The 19,224-nt window shown below is 60.0% G+C and carries 19 protein-coding genes; 11 read left to right on the top strand and 8 right to left on the bottom strand.

The annotated features are described in order from the left end of the window. Positions 1-23 precede the first annotated feature (23 nt). Positions 24-989: a LysR family transcriptional regulator gene (locus tag AC1RPZ_RS00365; protein WP_493133711.1), complete on the bottom strand. Its 966-nt coding sequence runs from the start codon at positions 987-989 to the stop codon at positions 24-26. 294 nt (positions 990-1,283) lie between these two features. Between AC1RPZ_RS00365 and argH the strand changes: the two genes are divergently transcribed. From argH to AC1RPZ_RS00320, 9 genes are all read left to right on the top strand, one after another. Continuing rightward, on the top strand, positions 1,284-2,711 hold the full coding sequence (gene argH, locus AC1RPZ_RS00360; protein ID WP_493133710.1) for an argininosuccinate lyase: 1,428 nt from the start codon (positions 1,284-1,286) through the stop codon (positions 2,709-2,711). Positions 2,712-2,900: 189 nt separating this feature from the next. Further along, entirely contained in the window at positions 2,901-3,776 is an 876-nt protein-coding gene (locus AC1RPZ_RS00355) for an amino acid ABC transporter permease (protein ID WP_493133708.1), read from the top strand. A gap of 20 nt (positions 3,777-3,796) precedes the next feature. Next, positions 3,797-4,561 carry an amino acid ABC transporter ATP-binding protein gene (locus AC1RPZ_RS00350; RefSeq protein WP_401113709.1) on the top strand — a complete coding sequence of 255 codons (765 nt, stop codon included), beginning with the start codon at positions 3,797-3,799 and terminating at the stop codon, positions 4,559-4,561. Positions 4,562-4,585: 24 nt separating this feature from the next. Then, on the top strand, positions 4,586-5,410 hold the full coding sequence (locus AC1RPZ_RS00345; RefSeq protein WP_493133706.1) for an ABC transporter substrate-binding protein: 825 nt from the start codon (positions 4,586-4,588) through the stop codon (positions 5,408-5,410). Positions 5,411-5,553: 143 nt separating this feature from the next. Continuing rightward, positions 5,554-6,402: a polysaccharide deacetylase family protein gene (locus AC1RPZ_RS00340; RefSeq protein WP_493133704.1), complete on the top strand. Its 849-nt coding sequence runs from the start codon at positions 5,554-5,556 to the stop codon at positions 6,400-6,402. After that, positions 6,395-7,282 carry a polysaccharide deacetylase family protein gene (locus tag AC1RPZ_RS00335; RefSeq protein ID WP_493133702.1) on the top strand — a complete coding sequence of 296 codons (888 nt, stop codon included), beginning with the start codon at positions 6,395-6,397 and terminating at the stop codon, positions 7,280-7,282. Before AC1RPZ_RS00340 ends, AC1RPZ_RS00335 begins: the two co-directional genes overlap by 8 nt. Continuing rightward, positions 7,279-8,628, top strand: a complete 1,350-nt coding sequence (locus tag AC1RPZ_RS00330; protein WP_493133700.1) for an MmgE/PrpD family protein — start codon at positions 7,279-7,281, stop codon at positions 8,626-8,628. Before AC1RPZ_RS00335 ends, AC1RPZ_RS00330 begins: the two co-directional genes overlap by 4 nt. 16 nt (positions 8,629-8,644) lie before the next feature. Then, on the top strand, positions 8,645-9,820 hold the full coding sequence (locus tag AC1RPZ_RS00325) for an MFS transporter (protein WP_493134761.1): 1,176 nt from the start codon (positions 8,645-8,647) through the stop codon (positions 9,818-9,820). A 157-nt stretch (positions 9,821-9,977) separates the two neighbouring features. Next, positions 9,978-10,685 (top strand): HPP family protein, encoded by a 708-nt coding sequence (locus tag AC1RPZ_RS00320; protein ID WP_493133698.1) that lies wholly within the window; start codon positions 9,978-9,980, stop codon positions 10,683-10,685. Here the strand turns inward: AC1RPZ_RS00320 and astA are convergent. The 7 genes from astA to AC1RPZ_RS00285 all read right to left on the bottom strand — a co-directional run bounded on the left by astA (position 10,682) and on the right by AC1RPZ_RS00285 (position 16,496). Then, entirely contained in the window at positions 10,682-11,716 is a 1,035-nt protein-coding gene (gene astA, locus AC1RPZ_RS00315) for an arginine N-succinyltransferase (protein WP_493133696.1), read from the bottom strand. The genes AC1RPZ_RS00320 and astA overlap by 4 nt on opposite strands. Continuing rightward, positions 11,716-12,651: a citrulline utilization hydrolase CtlX gene (ctlX, locus tag AC1RPZ_RS00310; RefSeq protein ID WP_493133694.1), complete on the bottom strand. Its 936-nt coding sequence runs from the start codon at positions 12,649-12,651 to the stop codon at positions 11,716-11,718. Before ctlX ends, astA begins: the two co-directional genes overlap by 1 nt. A 228-nt stretch (positions 12,652-12,879) precedes the next feature. Further along, positions 12,880-13,356 (bottom strand): Lrp/AsnC family transcriptional regulator, encoded by a 477-nt coding sequence (locus AC1RPZ_RS00305; RefSeq protein WP_071550219.1) that lies wholly within the window; start codon positions 13,354-13,356, stop codon positions 12,880-12,882. Between the two features lie 12 nt (positions 13,357-13,368). Beyond that, a complete protein-coding gene (locus AC1RPZ_RS00300; protein WP_493133691.1) occupies positions 13,369-14,130 on the bottom strand; it encodes an ABC transporter ATP-binding protein in 762 nt (253 codons plus the stop codon). A gap of 78 nt (positions 14,131-14,208) precedes the next feature. Then, positions 14,209-14,919 carry an ABC transporter permease gene (locus AC1RPZ_RS00295; protein ID WP_493133689.1) on the bottom strand — a complete coding sequence of 237 codons (711 nt, stop codon included), beginning with the start codon at positions 14,917-14,919 and terminating at the stop codon, positions 14,209-14,211. Continuing rightward, entirely contained in the window at positions 14,916-15,677 is a 762-nt protein-coding gene (locus AC1RPZ_RS00290; protein WP_493134759.1) for an ABC transporter permease, read from the bottom strand. The genes AC1RPZ_RS00295 and AC1RPZ_RS00290 overlap by 4 nt, the downstream gene beginning before the upstream one ends. A gap of 39 nt (positions 15,678-15,716) precedes the next feature. Next, positions 15,717-16,496: a transporter substrate-binding domain-containing protein gene (locus tag AC1RPZ_RS00285; protein ID WP_493133687.1), complete on the bottom strand. Its 780-nt coding sequence runs from the start codon at positions 16,494-16,496 to the stop codon at positions 15,717-15,719. 457 nt (positions 16,497-16,953) lie between these two features. On the opposite strand from AC1RPZ_RS00285, the gene AC1RPZ_RS00280 reads away from it, so the two are divergent. Together AC1RPZ_RS00280 and AC1RPZ_RS00275 are read left to right on the top strand one after the other, a co-directional pair. Then, complete coding sequence (locus tag AC1RPZ_RS00280) at positions 16,954-18,060, top strand: enoyl-CoA hydratase/isomerase family protein (protein ID WP_493133683.1); 1,107 nt, start codon at positions 16,954-16,956, stop codon at positions 18,058-18,060. Positions 18,061-18,063: 3 nt separating this feature from the next. Then, positions 18,064-19,215, top strand: coding sequence for an acyl-CoA dehydrogenase family protein (locus tag AC1RPZ_RS00275; RefSeq protein WP_493133678.1), 1,152 nt, complete (start codon positions 18,064-18,066; stop codon positions 19,213-19,215). The last annotated feature ends 9 nt before the right edge of the window (positions 19,216-19,224 follow it).

The following is a 19,224-nucleotide window of genomic DNA, read 5'->3' as shown; positions in this document are numbered from 1 at the left end:
CAGGCAGACTTCTACGCTCAATGTCAGACACTCGCCTTCAGATCCACCCCTAACGCCTGGGCGAACGCTTTGACCAAAGGACTGCGTACCGTGTTGTGCCGCAGGATCAGGTTGAACGGTGTATTGAAGCTGATCAGGTCCGGCCGCAAGGCTCTGAACGTGCCTTGTGCAACCAGTGGCGCCGCATAGTGCTGCGGAAGAAAACCCAGGAAACGCCCGGTTTTGATCAGCATGGCGACCGCTTCAACCTGCGACGCCGAGGCCGAAAAACTGTCGTATCGGGCAAACGTCAGCTTGTCGCGGTGAATGGCGTAACGATGGTTGATGAACTCGTGCTGCTTGAGCACATCCTCGCCCATCTGCTCGTCCGCAACGCTGAACAACGGGTGCCCGACCGCACAGTAAGCTTCCGATCTTTCTTCGTACAGTGCGAAGTAATCGAACTCTTCTCTTTTTTGATACACCGGTACTATTCCAGCCACTAACCGACCTTCTACGACGCCTCTTTCAACCTCATCAAGTTGCGAAGCATGCAGTTGAAAACGCACTTTGGGCGACTGCTCGTTTATTCGTTTAAGCGCTGCAACTAACGGAGAGTTGTCATCGGAAATCGTATTGTCGATCACCCCCACGCCAAGGTCGCCAATCAATTCATTTTGCGCACAACTAAGCCGATCTCGAAAGTTGTCGACCGAGGCAAATAAGTCGATCGACGCCTGGTAGACCAAACGCCCCTCTTCGGTCAGGCAAAACCCCTCTCGCCCCCGTGTGCACAAACGCATGCCGATGCGAATTTCAAGGTCGGAGATCTGTTTGCTGATGGCTGCAAGCCCCACATTCAGCTCATTTTGAGCCGCGCTGAAACCACCGGCCTCGACTACTGCCTTGAACACTTTGAGCAGTTTGAAGTCCAGCCCGCTAAGGGCCAACGGGGCTCGATGGGCCGTTTTCAACGGCGGGTTTCCAGAATTGGAAAGTGGGGTTTCCATAATGCTTATTTACCTCTGGCGCCCGATTCAACAGTCTGTGTCCAACAACAAAAATAGTGCTGGCCAATAATAATGAACACAGAAAACCAGGCTTGGCAACCACCAATAATTCCCCCCCGCCAGCGCCAAGTCGCTGATTTAAAACTATTAAAAGCTGACACTTCGATCAGCTCTCACCACTTGCAACTGCCCTCTTGAAAACTGCATGAGCCGAACCACGCCCGGAAGATCCCGGCGAGCGTTCAAGGCTCTGCGTAACGACTTCAGTTCGTGTTACCGACGAGGAAAACAACAATGACTCAAGCAACCGATCGTTTGTGGGGAGCACGCTTCAAAAGCGGCCCGTCCGAAGCCCTGGCGGCCCTGTCCCGCTGCCCTGAGCGGTACTTCCGTCTCACCCCGTACGACCTGGCCGGCTCCAAGGCCCATGCCGGGGAACTGCAACGCGCCGGGCTGCTCGATGCGCAGGAAACCCAAACCATGCTCGACGCACTGGAGCGCATCGGCGAAGACTTCCGCGCAGGTCTCGTCAGCCCGACGCTGGATGACGAAGACGTCCACACCTTCATCGAGCGTCTGCTGACCGAACGCCTGGGCGCACTGGGTGGCAAGCTGCGCGCCGGACGCTCGCGCAACGATCAGACCGCCAACGATCTGCGGCTGTTTCTGCGTGATCACGCTCGCACCCTGACCACTGAAGTGCTGGCCTTGCAACAGGCGCTGGTAGACCAGGCCGAGCAACACATCGAGAGCATTTGCCCAGGCTTCACTCACCTGCAACAAGCGCAGCCAATTGTGTTCGCCCACCACGTGCTGGCCCACGCTCAGTCGATGCTGCGCGACGTGCAACGTCTGGTGGATTGGGACGTGCGCACTTCCCTGTCGCCATTGGGCGCAGCCGCCATGGCCGGTTCCGCCATTGCACGTCAGCCACAGCAATCCGCCAAGGAAATGGGTTACAGCGGTGTCTGCGAGAACTCCATCGACGCAGTAGCGAGTCGCGACCACGTCGCCGAGTTCCTGTTCGTGGCGAGCATGCTCGGCGTCAATATTTCGCGTTTGGCCGAAGAGTTTTGCCTGTGGTCTTCCCGGCAATTTCGTTGGGTCGCACTGGACGATGCGTACGCCACCGGCAGTTCAATCATGCCGCAAAAGAAAAACCCGGACATCGCCGAACTGGCGCGTGGCAAAGCCGGCCGTTTGATCGGCAACCTGACGGGCCTGCTCTCGACCCTCAAATCCCTGCCGCTGTCCTACAACCGCGATTTGAGCGAAGACAAAAACGGCGTGCTCGACAGCGTCGACACCCTGCTGCTGGTGCTGCCGGCCATGGCCGGGATGGTTGCGACCATGAAGGTCAACGTCGAAGAGCTGCGCCGTCAGGCACCGCTGGGCTTCACCCTCGCTACCGAGGTCGCCGACTGGTTGGCGGTGCGCGGTGTGCCGTTCAAGGAAGCCCACGAAATTACCGGGGCGCTGGTTCAGGCCTGTGAAAAACACGACATCGAACTGTGGGAAGCATCGCCGGCGCTGCTCGCCGAGATCGATGTGCGCCTGACGCCCGAAGTTCGCGACAGCCTGACCCTGGAAGCCGCCATCGCTGCCCGCAGTGGCTGGGGCGGCACCGCACCGCAGCAGGTTCGAGAGCAGATCGGCCGCTTGAAAACCGCCCTCGCCGCACAACAGCAATGGGCGGCGGATTATCAGGGCTTTCGTCTCTGAAGCACTGCTCAGAACCTGTGGGAGCGAGCTTGCTCGCGATAGCGGCGGATCAGCCAACATCAATGTTGAATGTAATACCGCCATCGTCGGAACGCCGCCCGGAGCAAGCTCGCTCCCACAGGGGTTGCGTTTAACCTGAAGAACCACACACCCGTCTGCATCAGGAAGGGCGGTGTTCGGAGAACCCAAATGAACCAGACTCAGGCAGAGCTCCTCGCGGAGCGCAAACAAGCCGAAAACCAGTTCGACATCACCCAGTACGAGCATGTGCCTCGGCGCTATTACGGGCGAATCTTCTTCGCCACGCTGATCGTCGTCGCCATCGTCGGCCTGGTCAGGGCCTTTGCCGAGGGCAAGATCGAGTGGTCGTACATCGGCCAGTTCCTGACCTCCCAGGCGATTTTGTTCGGCTTGCTCAACACCGTCATCATGGCCGTGCTGGCGATGGCGTTGGGGATTGTCTTCGGGGTGATTACCGCCGTGATGCGCATGTCGGCAAACCCGATCCTGCGCTATGTCGCGGTGACGTACACCTGGCTATTCCGTGGTACGCCGCTGATTTTGCAGCTGCTGCTGTGGTTCAACCTGGCGCTGATTTTCCCCACCATCGGCATTCCCGGGGTGATTCAGCTTGATACCGTGAGCCTGATGACGCCTTTCGTCGCCGCGCTGCTGGGCCTGAGCATCAACCAGGGCGCCTACACCGCTGAAGTGGTGCGTGCCGGTCTGCTCTCGGTGGACACCGGCCAGTACGAAGCCGCCAAGTCGATCGGCATGCCGCGTCTGCAGGCACTGCGCCGGATCATCCTGCCGCAGGCCATGCGCATCATCATTCCGCCGGTCGGCAACGAGTTCATCGGTATGGTCAAGATGACCTCGCTGGCGAGTGTGATCCAGTACTCGGAACTGCTCTACAACGCCCAGAACATCTACTACGCCAACGCCCGCGTGATGGAGCTGTTGATCGTCGCCGGGATCTGGTATCTCGCCGCTGTCACCGTCTTGTCCTTTGGTCAAAGCCGTCTGGAGCGTCGTTTCGCTCGTGGCGCCGGCAAGCGCTCGTGAGTCGCGCAGGAGAATCGAACATGAGAAGCATCGTCAAGGCTGTTGGCCTGAACAAGTACTACGACCAGTACCACGCGCTCAAAGACATCAACATCGAAGTCGAACAGGGCGAAGTGCTGTGCATCATCGGGCCGTCCGGCTCCGGCAAAAGCACCCTGCTGCGCTGCGTCAATCAGCTGGAAAAGATCGACAAGGGCGGCCTCTGGGTCGACGGCGAACTGGTCGGCTACCGCATCGCCGGCAACAAACTGCACGAGCTCAACGAGTCGCAGATCGCTCGCCAGCGCTTGGCCACCGGCATGGTGTTCCAGCGTTTCAACCTGTTTCCGCACATGACCGTGCTGCAAAACATCATCGAAGGCCCGTGCCAGGTGCTCAAGCGCTCGCCCAAGGAAGCGCACGAAGATGCGCTGGAACTGCTGGCCCGCGTCGGCCTGGCCGACAAACGCAACAGCTACCCGATCGAACTCTCGGGTGGTCAGCAACAACGGGTGGCCATAGCCCGGGCGCTGGCCATGCGGCCCAAGCTGATGCTGTTCGATGAACCCACTTCGGCACTCGACCCGGAACTGGTCGGTGAGGTGCTGTCGGTGATGCGCGACCTGGCGCAGACCGGCATGACCATGATCGTCGTCACCCATGAACTGGGCTTCGCCCGCGAGGTTTCCAATCGCATGGTGTTCATGGACGGCGGACAGATCGTGGAGGCAGGAAGCCCCGAAGAAATACTAATAAGTCCACAAAACCCGCGCACCCAAAGCTTCATTTCTGCCGTTCGCACCTAACGACAACTCAAAAAGAGAACGACCATGAAAAACCTCCTCATCCCTGCAGTACTGGCTGGCCTGATGGCCTCTTCGGTGACCTGGGCAGCTGATTTGCCCGCGAGCATCAAGGCCAAGGGCGAAATCGTCGTGGCGATCATGCCCAACTATCCGCCGATGGATTTCAAGGACCCGGCCACCAACACCCTCACCGGTCTGGACTACGACCTGGGCAACGCCTTGGCCGAGCGTCTGGGCGTGAAGATCAAATGGCAGGAAACCGGCTTCGAGCAAATGATCAATGCCCTGACCACCGACCGCGTAGACATGGTGCTGTCGGGCATGACCGACACCGCCGAGCGTCAGCAGAGCGTGACCTTCGTTGACTACTTCACCAGCGGGCCGCAGTTCTACACCCTGCAAAAGAACAAGGACACGAACGAGATCACCGACCTGTGCGGCAAGAAAGTCGGGACCAGCCGACGTACGACGTTCCCGGCGGAAATCGCCGAGTGGAGCAAGGCCAATTGCGAAGCGAAGGGTAAACCGGCGATCAACGTGATCGGCACCGAAGGCTCCGCCGACGCCCGCGCGCAACTGCGTCAGAGCCGCATCGACGCGGCGATGCAGGGCAGCGAAACCTTGTCGTACCTGAAGACTCAGGAAAAGGACACCTACAAGACTGTGGGGGCGCCGATCTCGGTGCAGTTCAGCGGTTTGGGCGTCAGCAAGAAAAAACCTGAGTTGAGTGAGGCAGTGAAGGTGGCGTTGCAGAGCATGATTGATGACGGTAGCTATCAGGCGATCTTGAAGAAATGGGATCTGGAGTTGGGGGCGATTAAAACCGTGACCATTAACGCCGGGAAGTAAGCATCTGAGGGATGCCCTTTGTGGGAGCGAGCCTGCTCGCGATTACGGCCGCACATTCAAAATGGATGTGACTGAACCTCCGCTATCGCGAGCAGGCTCGCTCCCACAGGATCCGTGTAACACCTATAAATGTATGGAGCGCCATGATGTCCTCGCCCCAACCGACCTGGCCCGACGGCCACAACGCCTGCCTGGCCCTGGCCTTCGATCTCGACGGCCCCACCGGCGATGCAATGCTCAACGGTTCGATCTGGCACAAGCCCGAGTACTTCGGCTTTGGCGGTTACGGACCCTATCGGGCCTTGCCGCGAATTCTCGACCTCCTCGACGAATTCCGCATCCCGACCACCTTCTTCGTCCCGGCCTGGGTCGTGGAAAACTGGCCGAAACAGTGCCAGTCGATCATCGAGCGCGGGCATGAAGTGGCTTACCACGGCTACAAACACGAGTCCTTCTATGCGCTGACGCTGGAGCAGCAAAAGGACGTCATGAATAAATGCCGCGAGGTGTTCTGGAAGCATTTGAACATCCGCGCAGAAGGTTTTCGCACCCCATCCGGCGACTGGCGAGCCGAGACACCGGCCATGCTGGTAGAAGCCGGTGTCACTTACTCCAGCAGCATGCGCGGCGATGATCGGCCGTACCTGGTGAAAGTCCCGGGCTATGAAACCCCGCTGGTGGAAATCCCCGGCCGCTGGGAAATGGACGACTACGCCTCCATCGCCTACACCCGCGCACCGGACTTCCCCTCGGGACTGGACCGTACCGCCAGCTACGAGCTGACCCTCGACAATTGGTGCCGCGAATTCGACGGCGCAATGAATGAAGGGTTGTGTCTGACCACCCTCTTCCACCCCAAGATCACCGGCAAACCGGGGCGCATTCTGCTGCTGGAGAAACTCTTCGAGCACATGCGCCAGCGTGATGACGTGTGGTTCGCCACCTGCCGCGATGTCGCCCACTGGTGGCTCAAGGAGCATCAACATGGCTGAGCCCACTGTCTGGCCCGAAGGCTACCGTTGCGCCGTGGTGTTGACCGTCGACTACAACGATGTGCACGGCATCCTGACCCAGGCCCCGGAAGTCGCCGGCCGCGACAAGACCCTCTCGGTGTGGCGCTACGGCACCCAGCGCGGGGTCGAACGCTTGCTCGCACTGTTCAAGGAACTGGGTGTTTCCAGCAGTTGGTGCGTGCCGGGCATCGTAGCCGAAGAAAACCCGGAACACATTCGCTCGATTCAGGCGGCCGGTCATGAAATTGCCTGCGCCGGTTATCGCCACCAGAACTACGACACCCTGAATCTGGCTGAGCAGACCGCCACCCTTGAGCACGGCTGCCAGGCACTCGCGGCCATTACCGGCCAGCGCCCAACGGGTTTCCGGATTCCCGCCGGTAACTGGGCGCCGGGGTTTACCGCGGCGCTGCGCGAGCAAGGTATTCGCTGGTCATCCTGCTGGCGTGGCGATGACCTGCCGTTCGCCCATCCAACGGCGCCCGAGGTGATCGAACTGCCGTTGCACTATGAGCTGGAGGACGAACCCTACTTCGCGTTCAACCTGAGCCCGGCGGTGCCGCCAGCCCAATCGCGGATCGCCTCTTACAGCCATACCTTGGGCAACCTGCAAATGGACTTCGCCGGGTTTCATCGCTTTGGCCTGTGCTACGTGCTGCGCCTGCACCCGGAAATCATCGCGACCCCAGGGCGCATCGGTGTCCTGCGCGAGTTGCTGCTGGGTATCCAGCAACACGACGACGTGTGGATCGCCACGGCGGGCGAAGTCGCCCAGTGGTGGGCCGAGCGCGCCGCACCGATGGACGAAGAACATCCATCAGCCGTATATGAGCGGCATTATCGAGCGTGCTTGCCATGAGCGAACGATTGCAGCGTCTGGCGCAATTCTGCGTCGAGAGCCGTTTCGAAGACTTGCCGCCGGCACTGGTGGCACAAGCCAAACGACACATTCTTGATACCGTCGGCGCGACCCTGGCCGGAGCCGCCAGTGAAATTGCCGTCGCCGCCCGGCAAACCTTTGCCAATGAAAACGGCAAAACGCTGGTCTGGGGCAGTGCACAGCATGTGGGTGCGGCGCAGGCAGCGATGCTCAATGGCATTGCCGCCCATGCGCTGGAACTGGACGATACCGGCGGTTGCGATCACTCCGGCGCGGTGGTGCTGCCCGCGGTGATGGCGGCGGCCAGCCTGAAAGCTGCAGCGGTGAACGGTCGCGAGCTGATCACCGCCGTGGTGATCGGTTATGAGATCGGTCGTCGGGTGCTTGAAGCCTGTGGCGGTTACTCGGCACACAACGGCGCCGGTTGGCATTCGACCGCGACCTGCGGCGTGTTCGGTGCAGCGGCGGCCAGCGCGCGAATACTCGGTCTTGATCAGGCACAAACGCTCGCTGCACTGGGCATTGCCGGCAGTTTCAGCGGCGGCCTCTGGGCGTTTATCCACGATGGCTCGCAAAGCAAAAAACTTCACAGCGGCCGCGCCGCGGAAGGTGGCCTGCTTGCGGCGCGGTTTGCCGAGCAAGGGATCAGCGGGCCAACGAAACTGTTCGACGACGTTTGGGGGGGCTTTCTCAAAACCCTCGCGGCTGAACACGCGCAACCCGAGGCGCTGGACGTAGACCTCGGCGTGGTGTGGAAACTCGCCCGCTGCTCGATCAAACCTTACGCCTCTTGCCGTGGCACGCATTCGGCCATCGATGCCTTGGGCCTGCTGCTTGAGCAGTTGCAGATCGAGGCCGATCAGCTGGAAGACGTTCAAGTGTCGCTGTGCGGTTTTCTCAATGAGATGTGCGGTGCGCGCGATGTCAGCCGTTTGGCAGCCGCGCAGATGAGCCTGCCGTATGCCCTCGCCGCACGGCTGGTCTATGGTCACTGCCGGCTTGAGGCTTACGACGACGAACAACGCAGCGCGTCAGAAATCGCTCATTGGATGTCGCGCATTCACCTTGTAGTGGATCCGCAACTGTCAGAGGATGGCGAGCCGCGGGTGAGCATTCGCAGCCGCGATGGACGCCAGGCCAGCCTGTGTGTCGAGGTGCCGTTGGGCGCACCGGGAAATCCGTTGAGTGATGCAGCGCTGGAGGAGAAATTCCTCAGCCTGGCGACGCGGGTGATGCCGAAGGAACAGGCGACCGGGTTGCTGGAACGGTTGTGGCAACTGGATAAACTGGAGTCGGTCGGTACGTTGATCGAGATCATTGAATAAGGACATCCGCACCACCGTGGCCACTTACTCGCTCGTTATTCGCCGTTTGATGATCTGCTCGCTGACCATCGTCGTCAGCCGCGCCATCACCAGCCCGCTGCTGACGCTGTTCCTCAGCAACAAGCTGGGCCTCAACCAACAGGACGTCGGCCTGCTGTTGGGCATCGCGGTGTTCATCGCCACCCTGCTTGCGCTGTATGGCGGTTACATCATCGACCGCCTCGAAAAGCGCCGCTTGCTGATTCTGGCGATGCTCTCCAGTTCTATCGGCTTCGTCCTGCTGACCTTCGCCCACAACCTTTACCTGACCACCCTGACGCTGGTGATTACCGAAACCGCTTCGGCGCTGTTTCTGATCGGTTCCAAAGCGATCCTCAGTGAACATTTGCCGATGGGCCAACGGGCCAAGGCGTTTTCGCTGCGTTACACCCTGACCAACATTGGCTACGCCACCGGCCCTATGCTGGGGGTGGTGATTGCCGGGGTGCAGCCATTGGCACCGTTCCTGATTGCCGGTGGCATCGCATTTTTCAGTACCTTCCTGATGAGAGGGATCCCCGGATCAGTCAAGGACGAAGTTGTTGGCCAACCGCAAAGCTTTCTGAAAACCCTGGTGACCCTGAAAAACGACCGCACGCTGATCATGTTCACCTGCGGTTGCCTGCTCAGCACCGTGGTTCACGGGCGTTTCACCCTGTACCTGTCGCAATACCTGCTGGTGACGCAAAACGAGCATATTGCCCTGCAAACCATGGCGGCGATCCTCGCCTGCAATGCGATCAGCGTGATCCTGTTGCAGTACCAGATCGGCCGTTTTCTCAAGCGTGAACAGCTGCGTTACTGGATTGTCATCGGCAGCAGCCTGTTCATCCTCGGATTGATCGGCTTCAGCTTCGCGCAGAACCTGGTCCATTGGTGCCTGGCGATGTTTGTCTTCACCCTGGGCGAAATGATCATCTACCCGGCAGAGTTCCTGTTCGTCGACACCCCGGCTCCGGAAGAACTGCGCGGCAGCTATTACGGTGCGCAGAACCTGGCGGCGCTGGGGGGGGCGGCGAGCCCTGTGATTTGCGGCTTCTTGCTGACTCACACGGCACCGGCAACGATGTTTTATGCCCTCAGCGCACTGACCGCCATGGGCGGATTGCTGTGTTTCCTGAGCGGCCGACGCGTCGCCATACTTCAAAATTAATGCACTGAAGGCTCATTAATATGAATTTGTCAGGGGTGAGATAGATCGGCACACTGTGCTGGTTCCTCCCCCAAATGTTGGAACACTTAAAGGGCTTTCTGGTGATCCAGACAAGCCCTTCTTTTTGCCCGTTCTTTGCCACTGGATCGTTTTCGTTATGCTCGCTCGCTGGATACCCGCTGCCGTCAACACCCGTCCCTCTGAATGGAGCCGAGCCGCCATCGGCATGTCGCTGGGCACACTGCTGAGCGTCTGGCTTTGTGGCCAGGTGTTCGGGATGGACGTGGCCTTGCACTTGATCGGGCCGTTGGGCGCATCGGCGGTGTTGCTGTTCGCCGTGTCCTCCGGCGCGCTGGCGCAACCGTGGTCGATTCTCGGCGGTTATTTGTGTGCAGCGGTAGTGTCGCTGCTGGTAGCCCATGTGCTTGGGCGCACGCTGGGCAGTGCCTGTCTGGCGGCTGGCATGGCGCTGATTCTGATGTGCTGGCTGCGTTGCCTGCACCCGCCGGCGGGTGCGTTGGCGTTGCTGCTGGTGGTGGCGGACCCGGCGACCATCGCGATGGACTGGCGCGAACTCGGGCCGGTGATGCTCGCCGCGACGTGCATGCTGCTCAGCGCCCTGGTCTATAACAACCTGACGCGGATCCGTTACCCCAAGGGCCACAGTGAACCGGTCGCAATGGTGCCCGCCGATCATCCGCCCGCAGACGCGCTGGCGATTACCGCCGAAGACCTCAAGCTGGCCCTGGCCGACATGCAGGAGTTCTTCGACGTCACGCCCGAGGACCTTGAGCAGTTGATCCACGCCAGCGAGCTGCACGCCAAACGCCGCAGCATCGGCGAAGTGTTCGGCAATCGGCTCTAGGCCGCAGCGGACTGCTGCTTCGGCACGGCCAGGCTCACCGCCCGCACCGAAGATCCGGCAGTCAACCCCAGTGATTTGGCGGTGTGTGCATCGACAATCAAGGTTCCGGCGGCGACCCGCGCTGGCGCGGCGGTGATCCGGCAATCGGCGAACTGGCGGTTGTGAATCAGATACACCGCCGCCTGCTCTCCGGGTGTGCCGATGCTCAACTGCAATACCTGACTGTCACGTACGGCGCGGATGTCGCCGGTGGCACACTCGATCAACGGGCCGCCGTCAAAGATATCGATGTAGTCCTTGTGCTCGAACCCTTCAGCCTTGAGCATTCCCAGCGCCGGTTCAGTGTTGGGATGAACCCGGCCGATCGTCGCCCGCGCCGCCTCGGGCAGTAAGCAGGTCGGCAGCGGGAACTTGGGCATCAGCTCGGCAATGAAGGTCTTGTTGCCCAGCCCGGTGAGGTAATCGGCGTCGGCAAAGTCCATCTTGAAGAAGTGCCGGCCCAGCCCTTCCCAGAACGGCGAGACGCCGTCTTCGTCCGAGTAACCACGCATCTCGGCGATCACTTTGTCGCCAAAGTACTGGCGGAATTCGGCGAGAAACAGAAACCGCGCCTTGGACAGCAAGCGACCATTCAGACCGCTGCGATGACCGGCGTGCAGGAACAACGAACACAACTCCGATTGTCCGGTCATGTCATTACCGAGAAACAGCGTCGGCAACTGCTGGTTGATCCCGAGATTTTTCGAGGCGGCGACAAACAGCCCCATCCGGTAGTTGTACCAAGGCTCGCGCAGCCCGACCGCACCGGCCAGGGCGCAGATACCGACGGCTTCGCCGTTGTCTGCTTCCAGCACAAACAGGTAATCGGCATCGCCTCGTTCGGCTTCGCCAGCGAAGGTTTTCTCGGCCCATTCCAGGCGCTGACGCAAACGCCCGACATCGGCGGGCAAGGTGGTCAAACCGGTGCCGGCGCTGTGGGCGAGTGCCAGCAATGCCGGCAGGTCATTCATCGTTGCAGGACGGACGATCATCAATGGTGCTCCTGTGGGCTCACGCGTTTAGGCAGATAGACTTCCGCGAGCATGCAGCGCGCACTGCCGCCGCCAATCCGCTCGATGGTGTCGATGTTTACTGGAAGTGGTTTGGCATGCGCTTCGACCATCCGGCGCTGGTCGGCATGCAGCGACCGCCAGGCGGTGCGCGACATCACCAGTAAGGGCTCGCCGGCACGGTTGTGCACTTCAAGCATGTTGCCGGCGAAGGACTCCAACTGATCGAAGCTCAGGGTCATGACCTGCTTGCCGCTGCGTTCCAGACGCGAGCGCAGTGCATTGCGTTCGTCCAGGTCGCTGATCGACTCCAGACAAACCACCGCCAGTTTCGTACCGACGCTCATCATCACGTTGGTGTGATAGATCGGCACACCGTGACGGTCCACCGCGTTGAACGCACAGAGCTCATAGCCGAGGTGCTCGACCAACTGATCCAGCGCTTTGGCATGGGTACGGGTCGAATAGCCGGCGTAACAGATCCGTTGTTCGCGATCGAGGACCATGCTGCCGGTGCCTTCAAGGAACATTTCCTGCTGCTCGAGGCTGGAGAGGTCGAGTAATTGCTCGACGCGGTACGCATCACGCAGCCCGTCGAGCACACCTTTGTCGCGTTCAAGACGGCGGTTATGACCTTGCATCGGGTACAGCACGAGCGTGCCGTCGGGATGGCTGCTCCACCAATTGTTCGGAAAGATCGAATCCGGGGTATGCGGGGCTTCGCTGTCGTTATGCACCATGACTTCAACCCCATGCTCACGCAGGGCCGCGACGTAACCGTCGAACTCTTGCAGGGCTTTGAGTTGTACGTCTTCGGCCGCAGCCGCCGGACGCTGGAAACGGTTGTTGGCCGCCGTGTCCTGGTTGAAGGAGAAACGTGTCGGGCGAATCATCAAAACGGTATTGGTGGTTTGCATGGGCACAGAATCAATGAGGGTTGAGAGGTGCTCATTGTCTGATTCGGCGCCGGAAAAACCCGGCTGATAAACAGGGAGGCGGTGCTGGAAATGGCTGAAAATGGGGGGGGCTTGCAGCCGATTTGGTGGGCATCAAAAATCAAAAGATCGCAGCCTTCGGCAGCTCCTACGCGGTGGGTATCTGTAGGAGTTGCCGGAGGCTGCGATCTTTTGCGATGTGTGATGTGATTACGTCGAGGTCTTGACCATCGCCAGCTCAGGATGGCTGACCAGTTTGTCGATGTGCAGGTCCGGGTCGTCGAACCAGACTTCGGTCAGCACCCGGTAGTGTTCCATGTCGCGACAGCGCATCCGCAGGCTGTAGTCGAAGGCACCGCTGATCAATTGGCACTCCAGCACCTGCGGACAGGCGCGGACTTTGGCTTCGAACGCTTTCTGCGCGGCGCGCCCACTCTGGTTCGACAGCGCCACCAGCACCAGCAGCGACAAACCGGGGGTCAGTTTCTTCTCGTCGAGAATCGCCCCGTAGCCACGAATGACGCCGAGCTGTTCGAGTTTGCGTACCCGCTCAAGGCATGGCCTTGGCGTCAGGTGCACACGCTCGGAAAGCTTCTGATAGGTGATGCGCCCTTCGTGGCGCAGCACCTCAATGATTGCCTGATCGATTCGATCAAGCACGATCGACAGATCGCGGATGTCCGCCATGTACGTTTTGCCTCACTTCAAACGGCCTGATAAAAATTGCTGCAAACGCTCACTTTTTGGCTGGTCGAGAATCGTTGCATCGCCCTGCTCTTCGACCCGGCCTTGATGCAGGAACAACACCTGACTGGACACCTTCCGGGCAAAGCCCATTTCGTGGGTCACCATCAACATGGTACGGCCCTCTTCGGCCAAGGCCTGAATCACCTTCAATACTTCACCCACCAGCTCCGGGTCGAGGGCCGAAGTCGGCTCGTCGAACAAGAGAATCTGCGGCTCCACCGCCAACGCGCGAGCAATCGCCACCCGTTGCTGCTGGCCGCCGGACAGGAATGCCGGGTACTGCTCGGCCACTCGTTGCGGCAAACCGACCTTGTCCAGATAGGCCCGGGCGCTGACTTCCGCGTCCTTGCGGCTGACACCCAGGACTTTGCACGGTGCAAGCATGATGTTCTCCAGCACCGTCAGATGACTCCACAGGTTGAAGTGCTGAAACACCATCGCCAGCCGTGTGCGCAAGCGCTGCAACTGCGCCGGGTTGGCAACCCGCATGCCACCGGCCGCCTGACGGGTGACGATCCGCTCGCCGTCCAGTTCGATGGCGCCATCATCCGCCCGCTCAAGGAAGTTGATACACCGCAGCATAGTGCTTTTGCCGGAACCACTGGCACCAATCATGCTGACGACATCACCGGCGCGGGCATTCAACGAGACGCCTTTGAGCACTTCGTTGTCACCAAAGCGCTTGTACAGATTTTCAACGGTCAGTTTGTACATGGAACACTCCTGGAGCGCTGCCGTTGGCGACAGCGTTCTGGACAGAAAAGGGGGAGAAAAAAAAGCCGGTTCCAGATTTCAGTGAGCCGGCCCGAGGAAACTCAACCAGCGCCGCTCTGCCAGGCGGAACGCGCCGACCAGGCCAAATGACAGCGCGAGGTACAGCAGCCCGGCGATACCGAAGGCCTGAAAGGTCATGAAGGTCGCGGCGTTCGCGTCCCGGGCGATCTTGAGGATGTCCGGAATGGTCGCGGTGAAGGCCACCGATGTGGCGTGCAGCATCAGGATCACTTCGTTGCTGTAGTAAGGCAGCGCCCGACGCAGCGCCGAGGGCAGAATCAGCTTCACATACAAACGCCAGCCACTCAGGCCGTAAGCATGGGCCGCCTCGATTTCACCATAGGGAATGCTGCGAATCGCCCCGGCGAAGATTTCCACGGTGTAGGCGCAGGTGTTGAGGGTGAACGCCAGCAAGGTGCAATTCATCGCATCGCGAAAGAACGCTTCGAGCAACGGCTGCGAACGGACCACGGCGATGCCGTAGATCCCGCTGTAGCAAATCAGCAACTGGATATACAGCGGCGTGCCACGAAACACATAGGTGAACAGCTGCACCGGCCAGCGCAGCAGGCCCCAGCGCGATGTGCGCATGATCGCCAGCGGCAGCGACAGGCAGAACCCGAGCACGATGCTCACCACCAGCAACCATAAGGTCATGGCCAGACCCGTGAGGTTATAGCCGTCACTGAACAGGAACGGTTTCCAGTATTCAGAGATCAATTCAATCATCGCGCCATCCCCCGTACGCCCTGGTTGTAGCGCCGTTCAAGGACGCGCAAAACATAGTTCGAAGCGCTGGTGATCAGCAGGTACAGCGCTGCCGCCAGCAACAGGAAATCCAGCATGTTGAAGGTGCTTTTGCCGGCCTCTTGCGCAACCTTGACCAGGTCCGACAAGCCGATGATCGACACCAGCGCCGTGGCCTTGAGCAGCACCAGCCAGTTGTTGCCCAGACTCGGCAAGGCGAAACGCATCATCTGCGGGAACACCACACAGCGAAAACGCTGCCAACGGGTCAGGCCAAACGACGCGCCGGCCTCCTGTTGACCGCGAGGGACACTGAGGATCGCGCCACGAAAGGTCTCGGTGAAATACGCGCCGTAGATAAAGCCCAGGGTAATGACACCGGCCACGAACGGATCGATTTCCATGTAGGCCCAGCCCAATGCTTCAGTCAGGCTGCTCAGCCAGCCTTGCAGGCTGTAGAAGATCAGCAGCATCAACACCAGGTCCGGAACGCCACGGATCAACGTGGTGTAAAAGGTTGCCGGCAGGTTCAGCAGCCGCAGCGGCGAAAGCTTGGCCGCTGCACCGAGCAGGCCCAGCAGCATGCTGACCACAAGCGACAGCGCCGAGAGTTTCAGGGTTACCCAGGTGCCGTGCAGCAACAGTGGGCCATAGCCTTGCAGGGCCGAGAAATCCAGGCCCAGAGCATTGAGGAAGGTATTCACGCAAATCACCTGTCTTGATGCACCACAGCAAGGCATTGGGTCGTGAACCACGGCCCAATGCCTCAGGTGCGCTGATCAGTTGTTGTAAAGGTCCAGATCGCCGAAGTATTTCTTCTGGATCTGCGCGTAGATGCCCTTCTCGTGCAGGGCCTTGATGGCGGTATTGAGCATGCCTTTGAGCTCCTCGTTGTCCTTGCGCACACCGATGGCAATGTCCGCCGGCACCAGCGGATCACTGATGCCTTCGCTGTTCTTGAAATTGGCGCCTTGTGGCGATGTAAGGAAGCTCATCTGCGCTTGCAACTTGTCCTGAATCGAGGCGTCGAGGCGGCCGTAAACCAGATCGGCGTAGACCTGATCCTGGTTCTGATAGGCCCGCAGTTTCACCCCGCCCGGCGCCAGCTTGGCCCTGGCATAGGTTTCCTGAATGGTGCCTTGCATGAAGCCAATGGTCTTGCCCTTGAGCGACTCGGCAGTGGGTTCCAACCCCGAGTCCTTGCGGGTAACGACGGCAGTCGGGCCGGCATACAGGCGGTCGGTGAAATCGATCTGCTTCTTGCGGGCGTCGGTGACGGTCATCGACGACTCGATGGCGTCGAACTTGCCGGCCTTGAGCGCAGGAATCAGCCCGTCGAAGTCATTGCTGACCCACACACATTTGAGCTTCAGTTCGGCGCAGATTGCGTTGCCCAGGTCCACGCCAAAGCCTTGCACGCCACCGTCGGCGGTGGTCGACTCAAACGGCGGGTAGCTTGGGTTGGTGCCGAAGCGCAATTCGGTCCACTCTTTGGCGCTAGCGCCGGCCGAGCAGAACAGCATCGCGAGTACAGGCAAAGTCAGCCATTGGGTTTTCATCTTCATAAGTCCCGATTTGATTGGAATTATCGCGACCGGGCACGAATGCCTGGACGCCTTTATGGGCAGGAACAGAGAGTCGATGCGGCATTTGCCGCAGCAGCGTTCTTATTGTTTGTGTTCGGTGCACCGCCAAAGGCTGGCCACACCCCACCTGAAACCCTTGGCGCAGACGGCTTCGAATGGAAGGCCAGAATGCCAATAGACGATTGTGTCGAGGTGTCGAAAGGGCCGTCGCAGACAGCTCGCTTGTGCTGATGTCGGCATTTTCACAGCCGATTCTGTCGCGAATGCCCTATTGGGGCATTTACACGATGAATGAGCGTGTAGGTATTGCAAAAATGCAGACCGAACCTGCATCTATCACGGTTGTACATCGCAAATTTGCACTGTTACGATCCGGCATCGTTCGCGCGCGAACACTTCTATAAAGAACAATAAAAGCAGGGAGTTAGTGATGACTGCTCAGGTTTCATCCCAGGTGACTCGAGGCATTGATACCACCACCAACGACGTGCTGGCCGAGGTCCGCAACCACATTGGCCACCTGACCCTCAATCGCCCCGCCGGCCTCAATGCCATTACCCTGGACATGGTCCGCAGCCTGCAGCAACAGCTCGATGCCTGGTCGAACGACCCGCACATCCACGCCGTAGTGCTGCGCGGTGCTGGCGAGAAAGCCTTTTGTGCCGGCGGCGATATCCGCTCGCTGTACGACAGTTTCAAAAGCGGCGGCACCCTGCATGAAGACTTCTTCGTCGAGGAATACGCCCTCGACCTGGCGATCCACCATTACCGCAAACCGGTACTGGCGTTAATGGACGGTTTCGTCCTCGGCGGCGGCATGGGCCTGGTGCAAGGCGCAGACCTGCGAGTCGTCACCGAACGGAGTCGGCTGGCGATGCCGGAAGTGGCCATCGGTTATTTCCCGGACGTCGGCGGCAGCTACTTCCTGCCACGGATTCCCGGCGAACTGGGCGTCTACCTCGGCGTCAGCGGTGTTCAGATTCGCGCCGCCGATGCGCTGTATTGCGGGCTGGCCGACTGGTATCTGGACAGCGAAAAGCTCGCCGAACTGGATCAGCGCCTCGACAACCTCAAGTGGCATGAAACGCCGCTCAAGGACCTGCAAGGTCTGCTGGCGAAACTGGCCGTACAGCAACTGCCCGACGCACCGTTGCAGGCACTGCGACCCGCGATCGACCATTACTTCGCCCTGCCGGATGTGCCAAGCATTGTTGAGCAACTGCGCTCCGTTACGATTGCCGACAGCCACGATTGGGCAATGACCACCGCCAACCTGCTCGACAGTCGTTCACCGCTCGCCATGGGTGTAACGTTGGAGATGTTGCGACGCGGTCGTCAACTGAGCCTGGAAAACTGCTTCGCCCTCGAACTGCACCTGGATCGTCAGTGGTTCGAACGCGGCGACCTGATCGAAGGCGTCCGCGCCTTGCTGATCGACAAAGACAAGAGCCCACGCTGGAACCCTCCGACCGTGCAGGCGCTGGACGCCAGACAGGTTGCGAGTTTCTTCAGCGGTTTTGACCAGAGCGGGAGCTGAGCCATGCACGATATCGAATTGACCGAAGAACAAGTGATGATCCGCGACATGGCCCGGGATTTTGCCCGCGGCGAAATCGCCCCTCACGCCCAGGCCTGGGAAAAAGCCGGCTGGATCGATGATGCGCTGGTGGCGAAAATGGGCGAGCTGGGTTTGCTCGGCATGGTGGTTCCCGAGGAATGGGGCGGCACTTACGTCGACTACGTGGCCTACGCGCTGGCGGTGGAAGAGATTTCCGCCGGCGACGGCGCCACCGGTGCCTTGATGAGCATTCACAACTCGGTGGGCTGCGGACCGGTTCTGAACTATGGCACTGAAGAACAGAAACAGACCTGGCTGGCCGATCTGGCCAGCGGTCAGGCCATCGGCTGCTTCTGCCTGACCGAGCCGCAGGCCGGTTCCGAAGCGCACAACCTGCGCACCCGCGCCGAACTGCGCGACGGCCAGTGGGTGATCAATGGCGCCAAGCAGTTCGTCAGCAACGGCAAACGGGCGAAACTGGCGATTGTGTTTGCGGTGACCGATCCAGACCTGGGCAAGAAAGGCTTGTCAGCGTTTCTGGTGCCGACCAACACCCCAGGGTTTATCGTCGACCGTAGCGAACACAAGATGGGCATCCGCGCCTCCGACACCTGTGCGGTGACGCTGAACAACTGCATCATCCCCGAAGCCAACCTGCTGGGCGAACGCGGTAAGGGTTTGGCGATCGCCTTGTCCAACCTTGAAGGTGGTCGTATCGGCATCGCCGCGCAGGCGCTGGGCATCGCGCGTGCCGCCTTTGAAGCGGCGCTGGCCTACGCCCGGGACCGGGTGCAGTTCGACAAACCGATCATCGAACACCAAAGCGTCGCCAACATGCTGGCCGACATGCACACCCGGCTGAACGCAGCGCGCTTGCTGATCCTCCACGCCGCACGGTTGCGTAGCGCCGGCAAGCCGTGCCTGTCGGAAGCCTCGCAGGCCAAGCTGTTTGCCTCGGAGATGGCCGAGAAAGTCTGCTCGTCCGCCATACAGATTCACGGCGGGTACGGCTATCTGGAAGATTATCCAGTGGAGCGCTACTACCGCGATGCGCGGATCACGCAGATTTACGAAGGGTCGAGCGAGATTCAGCGGATGGTGATTGCGCGGGAACTCAAGAACTACCTGGTGTAAAAGCAAAAG

It is taken from the genome of Pseudomonas sp. GW822-FHT02D10, from assembly GCF_058802345.1.
This window is presented reverse-complemented; position numbering and strand designations above follow the sequence as displayed.